Here is a 20,735-nt window from a genome sequence, read left to right on the forward strand (position 1 = left end):
AGCGGCCGCCGGGACGATCGCGCGATGGCGACCGTCCCGACCGTCGGTCCTAGAAGGTGCCGCGCAGGCCGATCAGGAACTGACGTCCAGGCTTATACTGCGTGAACGTCGCATTTTCGAACTGGAAATAGGACCGCAGCGTCGCGTCGGTGAAGTTCGACACGTTGACCGTCAGCTGCGGTGCGCCCGCCAGGCCGAAGATCTTGTCGAGGTCGAACGACGACGAGAAGTCGTAGGTCGTATAGTCCGTCCCGAACAGCGCCGCCGCCGGGATACCGTTCTGCGCCGCGCCGCTATTCTGTGCGCCCTGACGCGAGGTCGTCGCCACCCGGAGCATCACGCCGTTCTTCTCGTAGAAGCCGGTGATGTTGTAGGTGAAGGGCGACACGCCGAACGCGGTTGCCGGGCCATCGCTGCGCTGGTCGACGATCGTCGCATTGGCATTGAAGCCGAAGCCCGTGACGCCGATCATCCGGGTCAGGAAGTCGAGCGGCTGGACCCACTGGAATTCGAGGCCGTTGATCGTCAGCTTGTTGGGCACGTTGACCTGCGACGTGACCTGGACCTGCGCGACGCCGGGGCCGCCGCGCGACTGGATCGCGAACTGCTGGTTGGCGTTGAGCGTGTCGAAGGTGATGCCGTATTGCGCGAGCGCCGCGAACGGCACGGTGTTGATCGCGGTGTTGGTGAACCCCTCGATCGACTTGCGGAACGCGTTGAAGCTGACGACGCCTTCGCGGCCGGTATAATATTCGAAACCGAGGTCGAGGTTGGTCGACATGTACGGCTTGAGCGCCGGGTTGCCGATGTTCGCCTGATCCGCCGACGGCGCACCGAAGTTGACGCCGGGCAGCTGGGCCGAGGGGTCCGGACGCGTCATCGTACGCGAGCCGGCGACGCGCACCACCGCCTGGTCGCCAAGGTCATAGGCGAAGGTCGCGGCGGGCAGCCATTTCGAATAGACGTTGCGCGTCGACACCTCGCTGACGATATTCACGTAGCGGCTGCCGTCGGGCAGGCTCGCGCCCGTGCTGGTCGTGTTGCGCGGATCCGGCAGCGAGACGCGACCCGTGATCGTCTGGATCGTGTTGACGTAGCGTACACCGACATTGAACCGCAGCGTGTTGTCGCCGATCTGCTGCGCGCCGTTGAGCGTGGCGAAGGCGGATTTTACGACCTCGCGGATCGCACCGCCGCTGGCGCCGGTGTTGGCAGCCCCCGTTTCGGGCGCCGCGTCGTGGAAGCTGTCATAGTTGGTGGCGGCGGCAAAGGCCGGCCAGTCGACCGTGACGAACCCTGCCGGACCAGGCTTCAGATAGCCGGGCACCGCCGCATTGGGAACCAGCGAGCCGCCATAGCTGACCGGCCCCGCCAGGCCGGTGGTCGCCCCCGTGCCATAGCCGGGATAGCTCGGATAGCCCGCCGGCGCGGCGCCGGGCGCGTTGAGGCCTTCGCAGGGCGGCTGGGTGTTGGGCGATGCGACGAACACGTTGGGATTGTTGCCGCAAACGGCATTCTGCCACGCCTGGCTGTTGTCGAACCCGCGGATCCGCCGCGACACGTCGTCGAATGCGCCGCCGATCTTCAGGTTGAGCGCCTTGCCGCCCCAGGTCAGATCGCCACGCGCGCCCTTGCTCTTGTTGAGACGCCGCTCGTCCTGGATGCCGACCCGGCTGCCCGCGTTCCAGCCGAAATTCGCGGGATCGTTCAGGTCGAGCCCGCTCTGGATCGTCGGGATTCCGCCGGTGTTGCTGTAGGTGACCGTATTGCCGACGCCGAGAGGGGTGGTGAGGCCCACGGTCGGGCTCTCGCGGTGGAAGGTCGACCGCGCATAATTGCCCTGCAGCGAGGCCTTTAGCGTCGGCGAGATCTCCCATTCGCCGCCCGGGTTGATGCTGACCAGCTTCGTCGTCTCGGTATAGGGGCGGAATTCGTTGAAGAACTGCGCGTTTGCAAATGTCCCGCCGGTCACCACGCACCCGATCGTGCAATCGGGATTGTCGAAGGTCAGGTTGGTCGGAATGATCGCGCCGTTGCGGACGATCCAGGCCATGTTCTCGCGGGTGAGTTCGTTCTTCTTGTATCCGTACAAACCGTCGATGTAGAAATGCAGCGCATCGGTCGGCTGCCATTCGGTACTGACGATCGCGTTGAGCCGGTCGCGCGGGCCGCGGATGCTGGTCGTGCGACCGAGCCGCGGGAGCAGCGCATTGTCGATCTGCTGGATCGTCGCGCCGGGGTTGTTCGCGAGCAAGAACGCCCGGTCGATCGGCGTCCCCGCGACCAGCCCGGCGCCGGCGCCGGCCGGCACCACCGCCGGGATCGTCCAGTTGCCGCCACCGGTCGTGTTGCAGCCCGACGCGGCGCCGCACTGCGCCGCGGTCAGCGCCGGATTGGTATAGCCAATCGTCTCGAACCCGCGCGTATCGGTGAACAGCCTTTGTGCCGACACGCCGGCCAGGATTCCGAACGTGTCGGTCCGCCAGCTGCCGATCAGCGCGCCGCGCGCGCCGATCCGGTCCTCGGGCGACTGGCGCGTGCCCTGGACGTTATAGTTCAGGAAGCCGGTCGCGCGGTCGAGCGGACGTGCCGAGCGCAGATCGATATTGCCCGCCGCGCCGCCCTCGAGCAGGTCGGCCGTATAGCTCTTGTTGACGGTCAGCTTGGTGAACAATTCGGTCGGGAAGAAGCTCAGGTCGACCGAGCGGTCCGTGCCCTGCGCGTCGGTCGCACCCGATGACGCGACCGCGATCGTCGCGCCGTTGAGCGTCACGTTGGTGAAATTCGACCCGAGCCCGCGGATCGCGACATTGGTCCCCTCACCCGTCACGTCGCGGGTGATCGTGATGCCGGGAATGCGGTTGAAGGATTCGGCGATGTTGGTGTCGGGAAACTTGCCGATATCCTCGGCAAAGATCGAATCGGTGAAGCCGGTCGACGCGCGCTTGGCGTCGGTCGACTTGGCGAGGCTCGACCGGTAGCCGGTGACGACGATGTCCTCGCTGGGCGTGCCCTGCGTGTCCTCGGTCTGCGGCGCGGGCGGCGTTGCCGGGGCGGGATCCTGACCATTGTCCGGCACCTGCTCCTGCGGCGGCGGCACCGTCTGCGCCAGCGCGATCGACGGCGCCAACACGGCCAGGGTGGTAGCGCATAACAAGGCTGCGCGCGTCAAACGCGGCTGTCGAAATGCCTTCATGATCAGGGTCCTCTCTGTGGGGTCGTTGCCGTTCGTTGCGGCATACGAAATCGGTACTGGGGCGCGGAAAGCGGGTCCCGGTTTGGCTAAAACGTGGTGCTGTTTGCGTATTTGATCAGCCGGTAGGCGCGCAGGGCTACCCGAGCTGACTCAGGGGAAGCGCCGTAGCGGCACGCCCGCCTGGGGCATCTGCCGGCCGATCTGGCGGCCGCGACATTGGCCGGACACTTTCATGGTCACTCATCCTATCCCTCATGAAACCGTCTGACGCAGTCTGATGTTACCGGTATCTCGCCATGATTGGTTAGCGAGTCAAGCCGGTTTTGGTTTGGCCAATCCCTTAGGGCCTTTCCGGAGACCGCGAGGACGTCTGATCGGAGCGGTCCGTGGCGCATTTTGTTCTCAAAGGTCGCCCGCTGCCGCCGGTAAGCTAATGCCCCTGCACCCTGCCGCTATTCCGCGTTGACGCAGTGCAGCATAAAACCTACCAGCGCGCGCTCCCGAAATGCTAAGCCCGACCAGGCGCGGCCTTGCCCAGCGCCGGAGGCGCCGCTTTACCATGACCACGACCTTCGCCGACCTCGCCCTGGCGCCCTTCCTGCTCGAGGCGCTCGCCGAACAGGGCTATGCCCACCCGACGCCGATCCAGGCGCAGTCGATCCCGCAGCTGCTGCAGGGCCGCGACATGCTCGGCATGGCGCAGACCGGCACGGGCAAGACCGCCGCGTTCGCGCTGCCGCTGCTCCACCGGCTCGCCGCCGATCCCCGCCCTGCCCCCAAGGGGGGCGCGCGCATCCTCGTCCTCGCGCCGACGCGCGAACTCGTGTCGCAGATCGCCGCCGGGTTCGAGAGCTTCGGCCGCCACCTGAAGCCGAGCGTGATGACGATCTTCGGCGGCGTCAGTCAGTTCCACCAGGTCAAGGCGCTCGAGGCGGGCGTCGACATCATCGTCGCGGCGCCCGGCCGTCTGCTCGATCTGGTCGAACAGGGGCTTTGCGACCTGTCGGCGCTCGAGGCGCTGGTGCTCGACGAGGCCGACCAGATGCTCGACATGGGCTTTGCCAAGCCGATCGAGCGGATCGTCGCAACCTTGCCCGCGGACCGGCACACTTTGCTGTTCTCGGCGACGATGCCAAAGTCGATCGCGACGCTGGCCGACAGCCTGTTGCGCGATCCGGCGAAGGTCGAGATCGCCCCGCCCTCGACCACGGTCGACCGGATCGAGCAATCGGTGATGTTCCTCGACGCCGCGAACAAGAAGGACGCGCTGCTCGCGCTGCTGCGCACGCCCGACATCGGTCAGGCGGTCGTGTTCACGCTCCAGAAGAACATCGCCAACGACGTCTGCGCGTTCATCGGCGAAGCGGGGATCACCGCCGAGGCGCTGCACGGCAACAAGTCGCAAGGCCAGCGCGAGCGCGCGCTCGACGCGTTCCGTGCCGGCACCGTCCAGGTGCTCGTCGCGACCGACATCGCGGCGCGCGGGATCGACGTTGACACGGTGACCCACGTCTTCAACCACGACCTGCCGAGCCTGCCCGAAAGCTATGTCCACCGCATCGGCCGGACCGGGCGTGCGGGCCGCAGCGGTTTCGCGGTCACGCTGTGCGACGCCGAACAGCGCGCATGGCTCCACGACGTCGAGCGCGAGATCGGGCGCACGCTGACCGTGCATGACGATCACGAATGGCATTGCGAAGTCGCGCGTCACTCGACCAAGCGTGCACCGGTGCTGGGCGGTGGCCCGGTCAAGCAGGTCAAGGCGCCCAAGCCGCCACGCGAGCGCAAGGTGTGGACCGAGGAAGAGAAGCTCGCCGCGCGTATGGCCGCCCAGGCCGCCTGACCGCGGAGCACCGTGTCGACCCCGTCGTGACGGCGGGGGGCGACGCATGGTCATTCCCCGGTTTGCAGCTTAGGCTGCCGCGATGGCCATGATCCTTCGACACGCCCGCATGCCGGTGATCCTGTTGGCGATGCTGACGACGGCGCCCAGTGCCCCACCGACCGAGCGGGCACGGTGGGCGGCGCAGGCGGCACGCGTGACGATCTCCCGCGACGATTGGGGGATCCCGCATGTCCGCGGCCGGTCCGACGCGGATGCGGTGTTCGGGCTGATCTACGCTCAGGCCGAGGATGACTTTGCGCGGATCGAGGCGAATTACCTGACCGCGCTCGGCCGGAGCGCGGAGGCGGACGGCGAGGACGCGGTCTGGGCCGACTTGCGGCAGCGGCTGTTCGTAGACCCAGCTGAACTCCAGCGCGACTATGCGGCAAGCCCCGGCTGGCTGCGGACGTTGATGCAGGCCTGGGCCGACGGGCTGAACTATTATTTGGCGACCAATCCGCAGCGGAAGCCAAGGGTCCTCACCCGGTTCGAGCCGTGGATGGCCCTGAGCTTTACCGAGGGCAGCATCGGCGGCGATATCGAGCGGATATCGCTGAGCGACCTCAAGACCTTCTACGGTACGCCGACGCCGCCCAGCCCCGAAGAGCTGGGCATGGTGCCGCGCGAACCGTCGGGGTCGAACGGGATCGCGATCGCACCGCGCCTGACCGCGAACGGTCATGCGCTGCTGCTGATCAACCCGCACACCAGCTTCTATTTCCGCTCCGAGGCGCAGATGACGAGCGACCAGGGGCTCAACGCCTATGGCGCAAGTACCTGGGGCCAATTCTTCGTCTATCAGGGGTTCAACCCGTCTGCGGGCTGGATGCACACCTCGTCGACGGTCGACAATGTCGATGACTTTGCCGAACGGGTCGTCCGCGGCGACACCGGCTACCGCTATCGCTACGGCAAGGCGCTGCGGCCGGTCACCACGAAGGTCGTCACCTTGCGCGTCCGCAACGCCGACGGGACGTCGGGCACGCGCCGCTTCACGACCTATCGCACGCATCACGGCCCGATCGTCGCGAGCAAGGCGGGGCGCTGGATCGCGACCGCGCTGATGTGGAAGCCCGTGCCTGCGCTCGAGCAAAGCTATCTGCGGACCAAGGCGACCGACCTGGCAGGCTATATGGCGGTTGCACAGCGCAAGGCGAATTCGTCAAACGACACGCTGTTCGCCGACGCCAAGGGCGAGATCGCGTTCCTGATGCCGCAGTTCATGCCGATCAGAAGTGACCGGTTCGACTATACCCGGCCCGTCGACGGCAGTGACCCGGCGACCGACTGGCGAGGGCTGCACGGGCTCGCCACGCTGCCGAGCGTTGCGAACCCACGCACCGGCTGGGTGCACAACACCAATGACTGGCCCTGGAGCGCGGCCGGACCCGATAGTCCGCGGGCGGCGGACTATCCTCGCTACATGGATCAGGTCGGCGGCAATGCGCGCGGCGTCCATGCGGATCTGTTGCTGACCGGGAAACGCGGCTGGACCGCGGAGACGCTGCGTGCGGCGGCATACGATCCCTACCTCCCCGCCTTTGCGCGGCTTCTCCCCGGTCTGGTCGACGCCTGGCGGACGCTGCCTGCCAGCGATCCACGGCGGGCGAAACTCGCGGCGCCGATCGCGCTGCTCGATCGCTGGGATCACCGCTGGGGCTATGGCTCGGTGGCTACCAGCCTTGCGGTGTTCTGGGGCGATCAGCTGTGGCGCGAGGTTGGCGGGTTCGCACAGGCTGAGCGGATGAACGTGCCCGACTACATCGCCACGCGCGTCACGCCGGAGGCCAAGCTGGCCGCGCTGTCGGCCGCGGTCGATCAGCTGACCCGCGACTTTGGCGACTGGCGAACGCCGTGGCAGGCGATCAACCGCTTCCAGCGGCTCGACGACGCGATCCAGCCGCATTTCGACGATGCGCGCGCATCGACGCCCATCCCCTTCACGTCCGCGCAATGGGGCAGCCTCGCATCGTTCGGCGCCAAGCGCTGGCCGGGGACGAAGCGCTATTACGGGACCAGCGGCAACAGCTTCGTCGCGGTCGTCGAATTCGGACCGCGCGTGAAGGCGACGGCGGTGATGGTCGGCGGCCAGAGCGGCGATATCACGTCCCCACACTTCGCCGACCAGACCGCGCGCTACGCCGGCGGCACACTGCGTCCCGTCTATTTCCATCCCGACGAGCTCAAGGGGCATGTCGCCCGGCGATATCGTCCCGGCGGCTAGGTCTTTCGAATGGCGACGGTGCGCGCCAGTTCGTCGCGCGCCAGCAGGATCTTGCGGCGCACGTCGATCGGCAGCGACCGCTGCTCGCCAAGAAAATCGTCGACGATCCGCAGCGCCTCCGGGCTCACTTGCCCGCCGATGAACGCGTCGATCCAGGCGGGCAGGAAGAAGATGCGGCGATTCTGCCGGATCCACAGCAGCCGATCGAGCGCCGGTCGCAGGAAGCCGATCGTCAGCGCCGCCTGCCCGTCCGCATTGAACGCGCCGAGGCTTTCGCTCGCCCATGCCTCGTTGAGCGCGGCATCGTCGAAATAGCGCTTGAAATAGGCGGTCTTCACCGTGGCTCGCGGGGATGCAGCCTCGGCGACGAACGCATCCTTAGCGGCCTCCGTCGAGGTGTCGCGCGTGCGCTCGGCGGTGAAGCGCGTGCCCGCGTCGGGCGCGTCGATCGTGATCAGCCGCCGGACGATCGCCCAGCGCGTCGGCTGGCGGATCGGCTCGCCGGCCAGTCGCGCGCGGCCGTCAAGCAGGGCGCGGAGGCGGTCGAGCGCGAGCGGCGTCCGCGCGGTCGCGATCAGTCGATCGAGCGCGTCTTTGCGCAGTCCATAGCCGATCGCCGCATCGTCGATCCGCGCGAGCAGCGCGGTCTCCCAGCCCGCCCGGAGCCCCGCGCCACGCGCCTCGGTGAGGTAGACGTCGAGCGCCGCCGCCCCGCGCGACAGGATCGCACGCGAGATCTGTTCGTCGCGCTCGGCGGGAAGCGCGCGCAACAGCACCGCAAGATAGCGTTCGGGCGGCAGCCGGCGGTCGCGGACGACGTCCCAGAGCGCGCTCCACAGCATCGCGCGCAACAGGCTGTCCGTCACGCTGCCGACCCGCGCCGCGATCCACGCGACGGTCCGGTCGTCGGGCATGAACAGGCCGTAACCCTGGTCGTCGTCATTCGCCCAGACATAGTCGGGCGCGGGCAGTCCGGCGGCCTTGTCGACGGTCGCGACCGCCCCCTCGAAGCGTGCGTCGAGCACGATGTCCTCGCGGTCGTGGTAGCCGAGGCGGACGCGCACCTTCATCGGCCAGGCGCCACCCGGATCACCCGGCAGCCTGCTCTCCGGTCGCTGCTTCAAAACGAGCGCGTCGATACGCCCCTGCGCGAGCGTCAGCGCGGTCTCGATCCGCGGCAGCCCTGCGCGCAGGACATAGTTGCGACCGAACGCAGCCAGATCGATGCCCGACGCCTCACCCACCGCGCCGAGCAGATCCTGCCAGGTCGCATTGGCATAGCCATGCCGGGTGAGGAACAGGTGCAGGCCGCGCCGGAACCCGTCCTCGCCGACGAAGAACGCCAGCTGCTTGATGACCGCCGGCGCCTTGTTGTAGACGATCGGTCCGTAATTGCTCTTGGCGGCGTCGAGATTGTCGAGCGATTGCCAGAGCGGTGCCGTGCCGCTGGTCGCGTCGGCGCGATAGGCCGGCGTCTTGATCGACAGAAGGAACGTCGTCCAGGCGTTGCTGTCCGGCTGCAGGTCCGCCTGGATCCGCGCGGCCATGAAGGTCGAGAACCCCTCCTTCAGCCACAGATCGTCGAACCAGCGCATCGTGACGAGGTCACCGAACCACTGGTGGCTGATCTCGTGATAGATGGTCTGGTCGCGCGCCAGCCGCTGCGGCAGCGTCGGCGGCTCGCGGAAGACGAAGCGGTCCTCGTTGTAGAAGACCGCGCCGACATGCTCCATGCCGCCGAAGGGAAAGGCCGGCGCGAGCACCAGATCGAGCTTGGCGAAGGGAAAGGCGATGCCGAACCAGTCCGCGAGCCAGCGCACCGCTGCGCGGTTGGTCGCAAGCTGTGTCTCGGCATCAACCTCGGCGGCGCGCGAATGGCGGGCGTAGAGCGTGATCGGCTGCTCCCCGGCGGGGGCCGACGTCGTGCCGACCCAGGGCCCGGCGGCAAAGGCGGCGAGATAGGTGGAGATCGGCGCGGTCTCGGCGAACCGCCAGCGGGTCGCGGCGCCTTGCGGGGTCTTCGCGGCGACCGGCCCGTTGGCGATCACCGTCCAGCCATCGGGCGCGACGACGTCCCAGCGGATGCGCGCCTTCAGGTCGGGCTGATCGAAGCACGGAAACAGCAGATTGGCGTCCGACGGCACCAGCAATGTGTAGAGATAGGTCCGCCCGTCGGCCGGGTCCTTGAAACGAATGATCGCGGCGCCTGCGCTGGCGATCGGGGTCTCGAAGCGCGCCAACACGCTGTTGGCTCCGGTCTTCAGCACGCGCGCGGGCAGCACGAGATGACCATCGCGTCGCGCAGTGGCCGGGATCGCCACACCGTTGGCCTCCAGCCCGGTGAGCATCATTCCGCGGAAATCGAGGACGAGGTCGCCGCTGTCCCTGACCCGGTCGAACCGGATCACGACCGACCCGACCGCACGGTCGGCGGCGGTGACGTCGAGCGAGATTGCGTAGCGCACCCGCGCGATCTGTGCCGCCCGCCGCTGCGCCAGTGCGAGCGATATCCCCGGCCCGGTCAGCGGATCGGCGGCGACGGCCGCCTGCGCCATGCCCGGCCAGCCGATCGCCGGCAGTGCGAGCGCGCCCTTCAGAAGGGCGCGGCGGTCCGCTTCGCGCGGCGTGTCCGGATGCATCGTCGCGCCCCTTATTGCCGGTGCGAGGCGATGTAGCGACCGACCTGTTCGTCGAGCACGTCGAGCGGCAGCGCGCCCTGGTCGAGCACGGCTTCGTGGAAATCGCGAATGTCGAACCGCGACCCCAGTTCGCGTTCGGCGCGCGCGCGCAGTTCGGCGATCTTGAGCTGGCCGACCATGTAGCTGGTCGCCTGCCCCGGCCAGTTGAAATACCGGTCCACCTCGCGCGCGATGTCCTTGTCGGACACCGAGCTGTTCGCCTTGAAATAGGCGATCGCCTGGTCACGGTTCCAGCGCTTGGCATGGATGCCCGTGTCGAGCACCAGCCGGATCGCGCGCCACACCTGGAGCGACAGCATGCCGAACCGCGCATAGGGATCCTTATAGACCCCCATCTCGTTCGCGAGCCGCTCCGAATACAGCCCCCAGCCCTCGATATAGGCGCCATAGCCGCCGAACTTGCGGAATTTCGGGATGCCGGTCAATTCCTGCTGGCGCGCGATCTGGAAATGATGGCCCGGCGCGCCCTCATGCGCGGCGATGCCGGCGACCTGGACCTTCTGCGTCTGGTTCATGTCGACCAGGTTGACGTAATAGATGCCGGGCCGCGATCCGTCCGCCGACGGCGGGTTGTAGAAAGCGGTCGACGCCGTGCCCTCCCGCCATTTCTCGACCGCGCGCACCTCGAGCGGCGCCTTGGGCAGGGTCCGGAAATAGCGGGGGGCCGCCGCCATTACCGATGCGATCACGCCGCGCGCGTCGCCGAGATACTGTTCGCGCCCCGCGCTGGTGTTGGGATATTTGAACTGGGGATAGGTGCGGATCTTGTCGAAGAACTGTTCGAGCGTGCCGGTGAAGCCGACCTCGCGCTTGATCGCCTCCATCTCCTGCCGGATCGCGGCGACCTGTTTCAGGCCCAGATCGTGGATCTGGTCGGCGGTCAGCGCGGTCGTGGTCGAGATCTTCAGCCGGTCGGCATAATAGGCCGCGCCATCGGGCAGATTCCAGGCCCCGAAATTGCCCTTCGATTGCGGCTCGATCGCGTCGAGCGTCGCGAACAGCTGGTCATAGCCGGCACGGAACGGCCCCGTCAGCGCCGCGCGCGCCTCCTCCAGCAACGTCGCCTTGGTCGCCGCGGGCACTGCCAACGCGGTCACCTTCTTGCGGAAATCGGCCATGACCGTCGAATCCGCGCCCGCGTCGAACGGGGCACCGACCAGCACGGCGCGTGCATCGGCGCGGGCGGGTGCGAAATTGACTTTGTTGGGGATGATTCCCGCCGCCGCCTGCTCGCGCATCGTCGTGCTGACCTCGCGCATGACGCGCTCGGTATCGCGCAGCCGTGCGATATAGGCCTGCGCGTCGGCGAGCGTATCGACCTTATGGTTGTTGATCAGCAACACCGGGATGTCGCCCGCGGGGCTGCCATTGGTCGTGACGGGGAAGCGCAGCTTGCGGAACCGCAGCGATTGCCGCCCGCGGTCGACCTCATATTCGAACAGCCGGTAACTGACCCGCGCACTCTCGCCCAGATCGTCGGGGCGGAACCGCGACCGCATGGCCTTCAGCTGCCGCTCCGACAGGGCCTGCGCGCGAACCGCGGCGGCGTCGGTATAATCGTCGAGCCGGTCATAATGCGTCTTCAGACCGAGCTGGGTCAGCGATTCTGGGCTGAGATCAAGCTGTTCGTCATAGGCCTTGTCGAGGAATGCGAGCAGTGCCGCATCCTGCGCCGCGACGCGCTGGGTCTCCACCGGCGCCGGGGCGGCGGCGAGGACGATCGGCACGGTGGGCAGCAGCAATAGGGCAAAGGCAAGACGCATTACATTCTCCTGTCGAATGCGTGCTTGTCGCGCGCGGATCCCGTCAGCGCAATCACGGACCGCCAATTCCGTCGCCGCTCCGTCGTCAGGCGCGAAATTGGCGATCGCGCGTTCATGCCATGATGAAAGACCTTCCTACTCTGCTGCGAGAGCGGGCCAGCTCCGGCGCCAAGGCCCGGATCGTCGGGCAGGTGCGTGCACTGTTCAACGACCAGGCGCGGGGCGAGGCGCCGGTCGAGCGCAGCACTGCGGCGATGTTTTCGCCCGATGCGGTTATCGGCCGGGTCCACGGCGACGTGGTCAGCATGATGGTCGGCGGCGTCGCGGCGCTACTGCTGCAGATGCTGCACCCGGCGGTTCTGGCGGGCGTCTGGGATCATTCGAATTTCCGCACAGACATGCTCGGCAGGCTCCGGCGCACCGCCCGGTTCATCGCGGTCACGACCTATGGCGAGCGCACCGATGCGGAGGCGGTGATCGCGCGTGTCCGCGCGGTGCACGCGCACATCGCCGGTACGCTCCCTAACGGCACGCCCTACCGCGCGGACGATCCCACGCTGCTCGCCTGGGTCCATGTCTCGGAGGCCTGGTGCTTCCTCGCCGCGTGGCAGCGTTTCGGCGAGCACCGGCTCGGCATGGCCGAGCAGGACGCCTATTATGCCGCGTTCGCCGAGGTCGGCGAACTGCTCGGCGCCGCATCGCTGCCGCGGGATCGGGCGGGAACGGACCGTTATCTGCAGACCATGCGCCCGCAGCTCGTCGCGGATGCCCGGACGCGCGAGGTTGCCCGGTTCGTGCTGGAGCAGACGCCCGCGAACCCGCTCGCCCTGCCCGTCCAGCGTATCGTGATGCAGGCCGCGGTCGACCTGCTGCCCGCATGGGCGCGGCGAATGCATGGGCTGGCGGGGTCGCCGGCCTTGATGCGGCCCGTCGTCACGTCGGGCGCACGCAATCTGGCGAGAACATTACGCTGGGCGTTTGTCGACCAATAGCCGATCCCCGGCCGTCGCGATTAAACTACCAGCCGGTATGTTAATCTGGTTGACAGGTTTCCGCGGCGCTTTATATACCAGCCGGTAGACAAACAGTCCCGGCCGATGGTCGGTCAAATTGTCGTCCGTCAATCGTCTTCCGGCCAGCGAAGTTGCCGACACTGTCCTAGTCGAACGCCAAGAATTCCGCAGTTTTCAGACCGGTTACGGCGTAATGCCGGCGACCGGATATCGTCCACGCTTGTCATCTGGACTGTCGATGCCGCGCGCACCGACGATCGGTGACGCATGTCCATTACAACGGGGGGCAATCCCATGGCATATCCCAGCTTCACATGCACGTCAGCCGATCGATCACGGAGCGATGCGGCATGACCGTGTTCACCCCGATCAAGGCGGCCGACGCCACGCCGGTGGAGGCCCTTGCCCCCCGACGCAGACCCGTTTGGCAGCGCGGCGCGATGCTGCTCGTGCCGGTCGCGCTAATAGGTGCGATCGGCGTCCGGCTGCTCGATCAGCCCGATGCGGCGATGGCGGCGCCCCCGCCCGCCTCGGTCACGTTCGCATCCCCGCTGGTACGGCAGGTGAGCGAATGGGACGATTATGTCGGCCGGTTCGCGCCGAGCCGCAGCGTCGAGATCCGGCCGCGTGTCGCGGGCGAAGTCACCGGCGTCCACTTCCATGACGGCGATATCGTCCGCAAGGGACAGCTGCTCTTCACGATCGACTCGCGCCCGTTCGCCGCCGCGCTGGCCGAGGCGCACGCCAACGTCGCGAGCGCCAAGAGCGCCTTGTCGCTTGCGCGGACCGACCTCGGCCGTGCGCAGCGGCTGGTCGCGGACGAAGCCGTCTCGGCGGGTGAGGTCGACGCGCTGCGTGGCAAGCTCGAAGCCGCCAGCGCCGCACTCGCCGCCGCGCAGGCGCGCGAACGTGCCCGCGCACTCGACGTCGGCTTCACGCAGGTTCGCGCGCCGATCGGCGGGCGCATCTCCGATCGCCGCGTCGATGCCGGCAACCAGGTCGCGGGCGGCGAAGGCACCGGCGGCACCGTGCTGACGACGATCAACGCGCTCGATCCGATCTACTTCAATTTCGACGGGTCGGAGGCGCTCTACCTCAAGACGCAGCGCGCACGGCAGCCCGGCGCGACCCCGGCGGCGGTCGAGATCCAGTTGCAGGACGAGACGGAACATCGCTGGAAGGGCAAGCTCGACTTCACCGACAACGGTCTTGACCAGCGCTCGGGCACGATCCGCGGCCGAGCGGTGCTCGCCAACCCCGGCTATTTCCTGACGCCGGGGATGTTCGGCAACATGCGCCTCGCGAGTGCGGGGACGCGGCAGGCTCTGCTGGTGCCGGACGACGCGGTGCAGACCGATCAGGCGCGGAAAGTGCTGCTGACGATCGATGCGAAGAACGTCGTGAGCCAGAAACCGGTCGAACTCGGGCCGGTAGTCGATGGCCTCAGGATCGTCCGCTCGGGGATCGGGCCGAACGACCGGGTCATCATCCAGGGGACCCAGATGGCCATGCCTGGTGCCACGGTTGCGCCGAAGGCAGGCCGGATCGCGGTCGCGACCGGTGCGCCTGCTCCGGCGTCGGTCCAGCCCATCTCGGGTGAGGCCACGCTCGCCAGATAACCACCGTTCCCCGGCGAAGGCCGGGGCCCAGGTGGCATAGCTTTTCGATGTAATCATTGCGGTTCGCCCAACTGGACCCCGGCCTCCGCCGGGGAACGGCTGGTGTTGCGCGTCTCGTCCGCGAGGTCGCGCCCCCCTCTACCGAGGAAATTCCCATGCGCTTCTCGCGCTTCTTCATCACCCGGCCGATCTTTGCGGGCGTGATCGCGGTGATCATCACGATCGTCGGTGCGATCGCCTATATGTCGCTGCCGGTGTCGCAATATCCCGACATCGTCCCCCCCACCGTCACCGTCAGCGCGACCTATCCGGGCGCGTCGGCCGAGACGGTCGCCGAAACCGTCGCCGCGCCGATCGAGCAGGAGATCAACGGCGTCGACAACATGCTCTACCAGTCGTCGCAATCGACCGGCGACGGCAAGGTGACGATCACCGTCACCTTCAAGATCGGCACCGACCTCGATGCCGCGCAGGTGCTCGTCCAGAACCGCGTCGCGGTCGCGGTCCCGCGCCTGCCCGAGGACGTCCAGCGATTGGGCGTCGTCACGCGCAAGACCTCGCCCGACTTCCTGATGGTCGTGAACCTCGTCTCGCCCGACAACTCGCTCGATCGCGGCTACATCTCCAACTACGCGCTGACGCAGGTCCGCGATCGCCTCAGCCGCATCGACGGCGTCGGCGACGTGCAGCTGTTCGGCGCGCGCGATTATTCGATGCGCGTCTGGATCGACCCCGGACGCGCGGCCGCGCTCGACCTCACCGCAGGCGAGATCGTCGCGGCGCTGCGCGCACAGAACGTCCAGGTCGCCGCCGGCACGCTCGGCCAGCCGCCGTACGACAAGGGCAACAGTGCCTTCCAGCTCAATGTCGAGACGCAGGGCCGCCTGACCGATCCCAAGCAGTTCGCGGACGTCGTCATCCGCACCGATGCGCAGGGCCGCCAGGTCCGCGTCTCGGACGTGGCGCGCGTCGAGCTCGGTGCGCAGGATTACGGCGCCAACACCTATCTCAGCGGCAAGCCCACCGTCATCGCCGCGGTCTTCCAGCGTCCCGGCTCGAACGCGCTCGGCGCCGCGCAGGCCGTCACCGCCGAGATGGAAGCCATGTCGAAGCGCTTTCCCAAGGGCCTGGAATACAAGGTCATCTACAATCCGACCGAGTTCATCGCGCAGTCGATCGACGCGGTGAAGCATACGCTGTTCGAGGCGATGATCCTCGTGGTACTGGTCATCCTCGTCTTCCTCCAGAAATGGCGCGCGGCGATCATCCCGATCGTGGCGATCCCGGTCTCGCTGATCGGCACCTTCGCGGTGCTCGCCGCATTCGGCTACAGCCTCAACAACCTGTCGCTGTTCGGCCTCGTCCTCGCGATCGGGATCGTCGTCGACGACGCGATCGTCGTGGTCGAGAATGTCGAGCGCAACCTCGAACACGGGCTCTCGCCGCTGGAGGCCGCGCGCACGTCGATGGACGAGGTGTCGGGTGCGCTCGTCGCGATCGTGCTCGTGCTGTGCGCGGTGTTCATCCCGACGGTGTTCCTCACCGGACTGTCGGGCGCGTTCTACCGCCAGTTCGCGGTCACGATCTCGACCGCGACGATCATCTCGCTGCTCATCTCGCTGACGCTGTCGCCAGCGCTCGCCGCGATGTTGCTCAAGCCCACCGCCCCTGCCGGCTCGGGCAATCGCCTGACCCGCACGGTGCGCCGCGCGGGCGATGCGTTCAACCGCGGGTTCGAGCGGATGAGCGAAAGCTATGCCCGCCTCACCGCGCGCCTCGTCGCCGCGCCGAAGCGGATGATGGTCGCCTATGCCGCGCTGATCGCGGTCACGGTCGGCGTCTTCATGGTCACCCCGTCGGGCTTCGTCCCAGCGCAGGACCAGGGCTATTTCCTGACCGTCATCCAGCTTCCGCCCGGCTCGTCGGTCGAGCGTACCGATGCGGTGATGCAGAAGGTCGCGAAACGCATCCTGCCGCTCGCCGGCGTCAAGGGCGCGGTCATGCTCGCCGGGTTTGACGGCCCGTCGCAGACTCTCGCCCCCAACTCGGCCGCCGCCTATATCCCGCTCAAGAGCTTTGCCGAGCGCAAGAAGCTCGGCGTCACGCTCGCCAGCATCATGGCGGAGTCGCAGAAGGCGACCGGCGACATCACCGAAGCGCGCCTGCTGATCGTCCCGCCACCGCTGATCCAGGGCATCGGCTCGGCCGGCGGCTATCGCCTGATGGTGCAGGACCAAGGCGGCCACGGCTATGGCGACCTCGGCAAGACGAGCTACGACCTGATCGGCAAGGCGAACCAGACCAAGGGCCTGGCGCAGGTCTACACCTTCTTCGACACCGCCACGCCGCGCATCTTCGCCGATGTCGACCGCGCCAAGGCCAACCTCCTCGGCGTTCCGCCCGAGCGCGTGTTCGAGGCGTTGCAGGTCTATCTCGGCTCGGCGTTCGTCAACGACTTCAACCTGCTGGGCCGCACCTACCGCGTCACCGCGCAGGCCGACGCTCCGTTCCGCAACACCACCGCGGACATCGCCAACCTCAAGACGCGCTCCAATTCGGGCCAGATGGTCCCGGTCGGCTCGGTGTCGACGTTCCGCGACAAGACCGGCCCGTACCGCGTCGTCCGCTACAACCTCTTCCCCGCGGTCGAGGTCGATGGCGACACCGCGAAGGGCTATTCCTCGGGCCAGTCGCTGGTGGCGATGGAGAAGCTCGCCGATGCGTCGCTGCCCGCGGGCTATGCGCATGAATGGACCGGCATCGCCTATCAGCAAAAGGCGGCCGGCAGCACCGCTGCGCTCGTCTTCGGGATGGCCGTGCTGTTCGTCTTCCTTGTCCTCGCCGCGCAATATGAGAGCCTGACGCTACCGCTCGCGATCATCCTGATCGTGCCGATGTGCCTGCTCGCGGCGATGACCGGGGTGAATTTGCGGGGGATGGACAACAACGTCCTCACGCAGATCGGGCTGGTCGTGCTGATCGCGCTCGCCGCCAAGAACGCGATCCTCGTGGTCGAGTTCGCCAAGCAGGCCGAGGAGCAGGACGGGCTGTCGCCGGTCGAGGCGGCGGTGCGCGCGGCGAAGGACCGGTTGCGGCCGATCCTGATGACGAGCTTCGCATTCATTCTCGGCGCGGTGCCGCTGGTGATCGCCGATGGGGCCGGCGCCGAACTGCGCCAGGCGCTCGGCACCGCGGTGTTCTTCGGGATGATCGGCGTGACCGGCTTCGGGCTGCTCTTCACCCCAACCTTCTATGTCGTCGCTCGGGCGCTGGCGATGCGGTTCGAACGCCGCAAGCCAGCCGCTGCCCAGCCGACGCTTCAGCCAGCCGAATAGGACCAGCCTCATGAAGTCCCTGCTTCTCGCGAGCCTCTCGGGGCTGACGCTCGCCGCGTGCGCCGCCGGCCCCGATTACGTCGCGCCGATCACCCCGCCCAAGGCGACCGCGTCGTTCGTCACCGTCAGCACGGCGACGATCACGACCGCGCCCGATAACGACTGGTGGCGGATGTACCGCGACCCGGTCCTCGACGGCCTCGTCGCGGATGCACTCGCGGCGAACACCGACCTGCGCGTCGCGGTCGCCCGGCTCGACAGCGCGCGCGCGTCGTTGCGCGGCGCCAAGACCGATCGCGAGCCGCAGGTGAACGCCAGCGGCAGCGGAAATTACGCGCGCACCTCGCAACTCCAGAACCTGCCCGGCTTCGACCGAGAGCGCGCCACCTACGATGTCGGGCTCGACGTCAGCTACGAGGTCGATCTGGCCGGCCGCGTCCGCCGCAACGTCGAGGCCGCGCGCGGCGACGTCGGCGCGGCGCAGGCCGATGCCGATGCGGTGCGGGTCTCGATCGTCGCCGCCACCACGCGCGCCTATGTAGACGCCGCCTCGTCCGCCGAACGCCTCGCGGTCGCCCGGCGGATCGTCGACCTGCTCGAGAAATCGAAGACGCTGACCGGCAAGCGGGTCGACGCGGGTCGCGCCGCGCGTCTCGATCAGGTCCGGATCGCTGCGCTGCGCGATCAGCGCGCCGCGAACATCCCGCAGATCGAAGCCGAACGTCAGGCCGCGCTCTTCCGCCTCGCCACCCTCACCGGCCGCACCCCGCAGGATCTGCCCGCCAGCGCCGGCGCGCGCACGACCACGCCGCGTCTCGACCGGCCGATCCCGATCGGCGATGGCGCGAGTCTGCTCGCACGGCGCCCCGACGTCCACGCCGCCGAACGCCGCCTCGCCGCCGCCACGGCACGGATCGGGGTGCAGACGTCGCAGCTCTATCCGCAGATTGCGCTCGGCGGGTCGATCGGTTCGACCGCGCTGAGCGTCGGCGACGTGTTCACCGGCGGGCCGATCCGCTGGTTGCTCGGTCCGCTGCTCAACTGGTCGGTCAATCAATCGGCGGCGCGCGCGCGCATCGCCGGTGCCGAGGCCGATACGCGCGGTGCGCTCGCCAGCTTCGACGGCAGCGTGCTGACCGCGCTCGAGGAGACCGAGACTGCGCTGTCCAACTATGCGCGCGAGCTCGATGGCCGAACGCAGCTGCAGTCCGCGCATGACAACGCCGCCACCGCCGCGCGCATCACCCGCGCGCGCCAGCGGGAAGGCCAGATCGACTTTCTCGACGTCCTCGATGCCGAGCGGACGCTGGCGGATACCGATACCGAGCTTGCCGCGGCCGACGCGCGGATCGCGGGTGCGCAGGTCGACCTCTTCCGTGCGCTCGGCGGGGGATGGCAGGCGCCGGGCCGCCCCGCGGGCTGACACCGGCGCGGCATCGTCGCATGTCACGGATCCGTCCCCGACACGTCATCAAACTGTACCGGCGGGCGCATACCGCCTGGGCCGATGGGGACGTCCGAGCTCAGCGTGGTCGATACGGGGCCCGGTCGCCTCTGGGCGGGCTGGACGCGTCTGCGCGCGCAGGTCGAACGGCTGACGCGCCGGGCGGATGGCGAGGATCTGCTCCACGACGCCTATGTCAGCCTGGCGACGCTGCCCGCGGCGCCGCGCAACGGCGAGGCGTTCCTCGTCCATGCGGCGGTCAATCGCGGGCGCGATGCGTTCCGGCGCGAGGCGGTTCGCGGTGCGAGCGAAGACGCGGGGACGATCGAATGGCTGCGCGACTGTTCGCCGATCCAGGACGAAGTGCTGATCGCGAAGGCGCGGCTCGACCGGGTGCGCGAGGGTCTCGATCGTCTCAGCCCGCGGACCCGCGAGATCTTCCTGATGCAGCGGCTCGACGGGTATAAATATCGCGAGATTGCTGCACGTCTGGGAATCAGCCAGAGTGCGGTCGAAAAGCACATGGCCAAGGCGATGACCTTCCTGGTCGATTGGACGGAGGATTGGTGAGCACGCAATGCATGGCCGCAAATCCCTAGACCGGATGTTTTCGGACAAGGCGGCGCCCGAACGCACCGCGGCGGAATGGATCGCGCGGCTCAACGCGGACGACGTCAGCGCACAGGACTCGGCGGTCTTCCGACAGTGGCTGACCGCGAACCCCGAACATGCCGAACGGTTCGAGCGCGCGACCGACCTTTGGGACATGGTCCCGGGAACCGCACCGTCGCGCGCACCGGTGGTGACGCGCCGCCGCGCGCTGGGCGGGGTCGCGGCACTCGCGGTCACCGCGGTCGCGGGAACCGGTGTGTTCCAGGCAGCCTATGCCGCGACGCCGTATCGGACAGGGATCGGCGAGCAGCGACGAATCGTGCTGCCCGACGGCTCGGCCCTGCTGCTCGACGCGGTCACCCGGCTTCATGTGGTCGCGACCGAGCGGCGGCGGCGGCTCTGGCTGACGCAAGGTCGCATCGACCTGACGGTCGCGCCATCCGCGACCCCGTTCACGATCACCGCGGCCGACCGCGCGATGACCGCCGGCGCGGGCCGGTTCGACCTGCGCTGCGACGCGCGCGACGGGGTGGCCTTTACCGCGATCGAGGGGCGGGCGACGATCGCTGCCACGACGTCGACTGGCGTTGCGCAGCTCCTGACCGACGGAGCGCGGTTACGAAACGATGTGATCGATCGTCCCGACCTCGCGGCAACACGGGCCTGGACCAGCGGTCGTGCCGCGTTCCACGACGATACGCTCGCGACGGTTGCCGAGGAGGCGAACCGGTACAGCACGACGCGGCTGGTGATCGCCGATCCCGCGGCCGCCGGACTGCAGGTGAGCGGCATGTACCGGATGGGCGACAATGGCGCGCTGGGGCGTGCGCTCGCGACGCTGCTCGGTTTGCGGTTGCGAACGATGGACGGTGCCGTCCTGCTCGGCGGATAAAAATTCGCGTCAGCGGGGTGGGGTAGATCGCGGCTCGCCCGTCGAGGAGGTGC

At 68.0% G+C, this 20,735-nt stretch carries 11 protein-coding genes; 8 read left to right on the forward strand and 3 right to left on the reverse strand.

Annotation, left to right across the window (positions count from 1 at the left end):
- Positions 1-49: 49 nt before the first annotated feature.
- On the reverse strand, positions 50-3,196 hold the full coding sequence (locus IFT87_RS14305; protein WP_197975284.1) for a TonB-dependent receptor: 3,147 nt from the start codon (positions 3,194-3,196) through the stop codon (positions 50-52).
- Between the two features lie 559 nt (positions 3,197-3,755).
- Here IFT87_RS14305 and IFT87_RS14310 point away from each other — a divergent pair.
- Entirely contained in the window at positions 3,756-5,039 is a 1,284-nt protein-coding gene (locus IFT87_RS14310) for a DEAD/DEAH box helicase (RefSeq protein WP_031396629.1), read from the forward strand.
- Positions 5,040-5,121: 82 nt separating this feature from the next.
- Positions 5,122-7,305, forward strand: a complete 2,184-nt coding sequence (locus IFT87_RS14315) for a penicillin acylase family protein (RefSeq protein WP_031440718.1) — start codon at positions 5,122-5,124, stop codon at positions 7,303-7,305.
- Here the strand turns inward: IFT87_RS14315 and IFT87_RS14325 are convergent.
- Together IFT87_RS14325 and IFT87_RS14330 are read right to left on the reverse strand one after the other, a co-directional pair.
- A complete protein-coding gene (locus tag IFT87_RS14325) occupies positions 7,302-9,944 on the reverse strand; it encodes a M1 family metallopeptidase (RefSeq protein ID WP_235188370.1) in 2,643 nt (880 codons plus the stop codon). The genes IFT87_RS14315 and IFT87_RS14325 overlap by 4 nt on opposite strands.
- 11 nt (positions 9,945-9,955) lie before the next feature.
- Entirely contained in the window at positions 9,956-11,767 is a 1,812-nt protein-coding gene (locus IFT87_RS14330; protein ID WP_192190992.1) for a DUF885 domain-containing protein, read from the reverse strand.
- A gap of 119 nt (positions 11,768-11,886) precedes the next feature.
- Here IFT87_RS14330 and IFT87_RS14335 point away from each other — a divergent pair, with 119 nt between their 5' ends.
- From IFT87_RS14335 to IFT87_RS14360, 6 genes are all read left to right on the forward strand, one after another.
- On the forward strand, positions 11,887-12,759 hold the full coding sequence (locus IFT87_RS14335) for an oxygenase MpaB family protein (protein ID WP_031440715.1): 873 nt from the start codon (positions 11,887-11,889) through the stop codon (positions 12,757-12,759).
- A 371-nt stretch (positions 12,760-13,130) separates the two neighbouring features.
- Positions 13,131-14,399: an efflux RND transporter periplasmic adaptor subunit gene (locus IFT87_RS14340; RefSeq protein ID WP_192190993.1), complete on the forward strand. Its 1,269-nt coding sequence runs from the start codon at positions 13,131-13,133 to the stop codon at positions 14,397-14,399.
- 155 nt (positions 14,400-14,554) lie between these two features.
- Positions 14,555-17,734, forward strand: coding sequence for an efflux RND transporter permease subunit (locus IFT87_RS14345; protein ID WP_192190994.1), 3,180 nt, complete (start codon positions 14,555-14,557; stop codon positions 17,732-17,734).
- A gap of 10 nt (positions 17,735-17,744) precedes the next feature.
- The gene (locus IFT87_RS14350; protein ID WP_192190995.1) at positions 17,745-19,157 is read left to right on the forward strand and encodes an efflux transporter outer membrane subunit; all 1,413 of its coding nucleotides are present in this window, start codon (positions 17,745-17,747) and stop codon (positions 19,155-19,157) included.
- Between the two features lie 84 nt (positions 19,158-19,241).
- On the forward strand, positions 19,242-19,748 hold the full coding sequence (locus IFT87_RS14355; protein WP_042467674.1) for an RNA polymerase sigma factor: 507 nt from the start codon (positions 19,242-19,244) through the stop codon (positions 19,746-19,748).
- 7 nt (positions 19,749-19,755) lie between these two features.
- Positions 19,756-20,682 carry a FecR family protein gene (locus IFT87_RS14360; RefSeq protein WP_249403361.1) on the forward strand — a complete coding sequence of 309 codons (927 nt, stop codon included), beginning with the start codon at positions 19,756-19,758 and terminating at the stop codon, positions 20,680-20,682.
- Positions 20,683-20,735: the final 53 nt, after the last annotated feature.

Source organism: Sphingomonas sp. CFBP 8765 (assembly GCF_014841445.1).
Classification (GTDB): domain Bacteria; phylum Pseudomonadota; class Alphaproteobacteria; order Sphingomonadales; family Sphingomonadaceae; genus Sphingomonas; species Sphingomonas aerolata.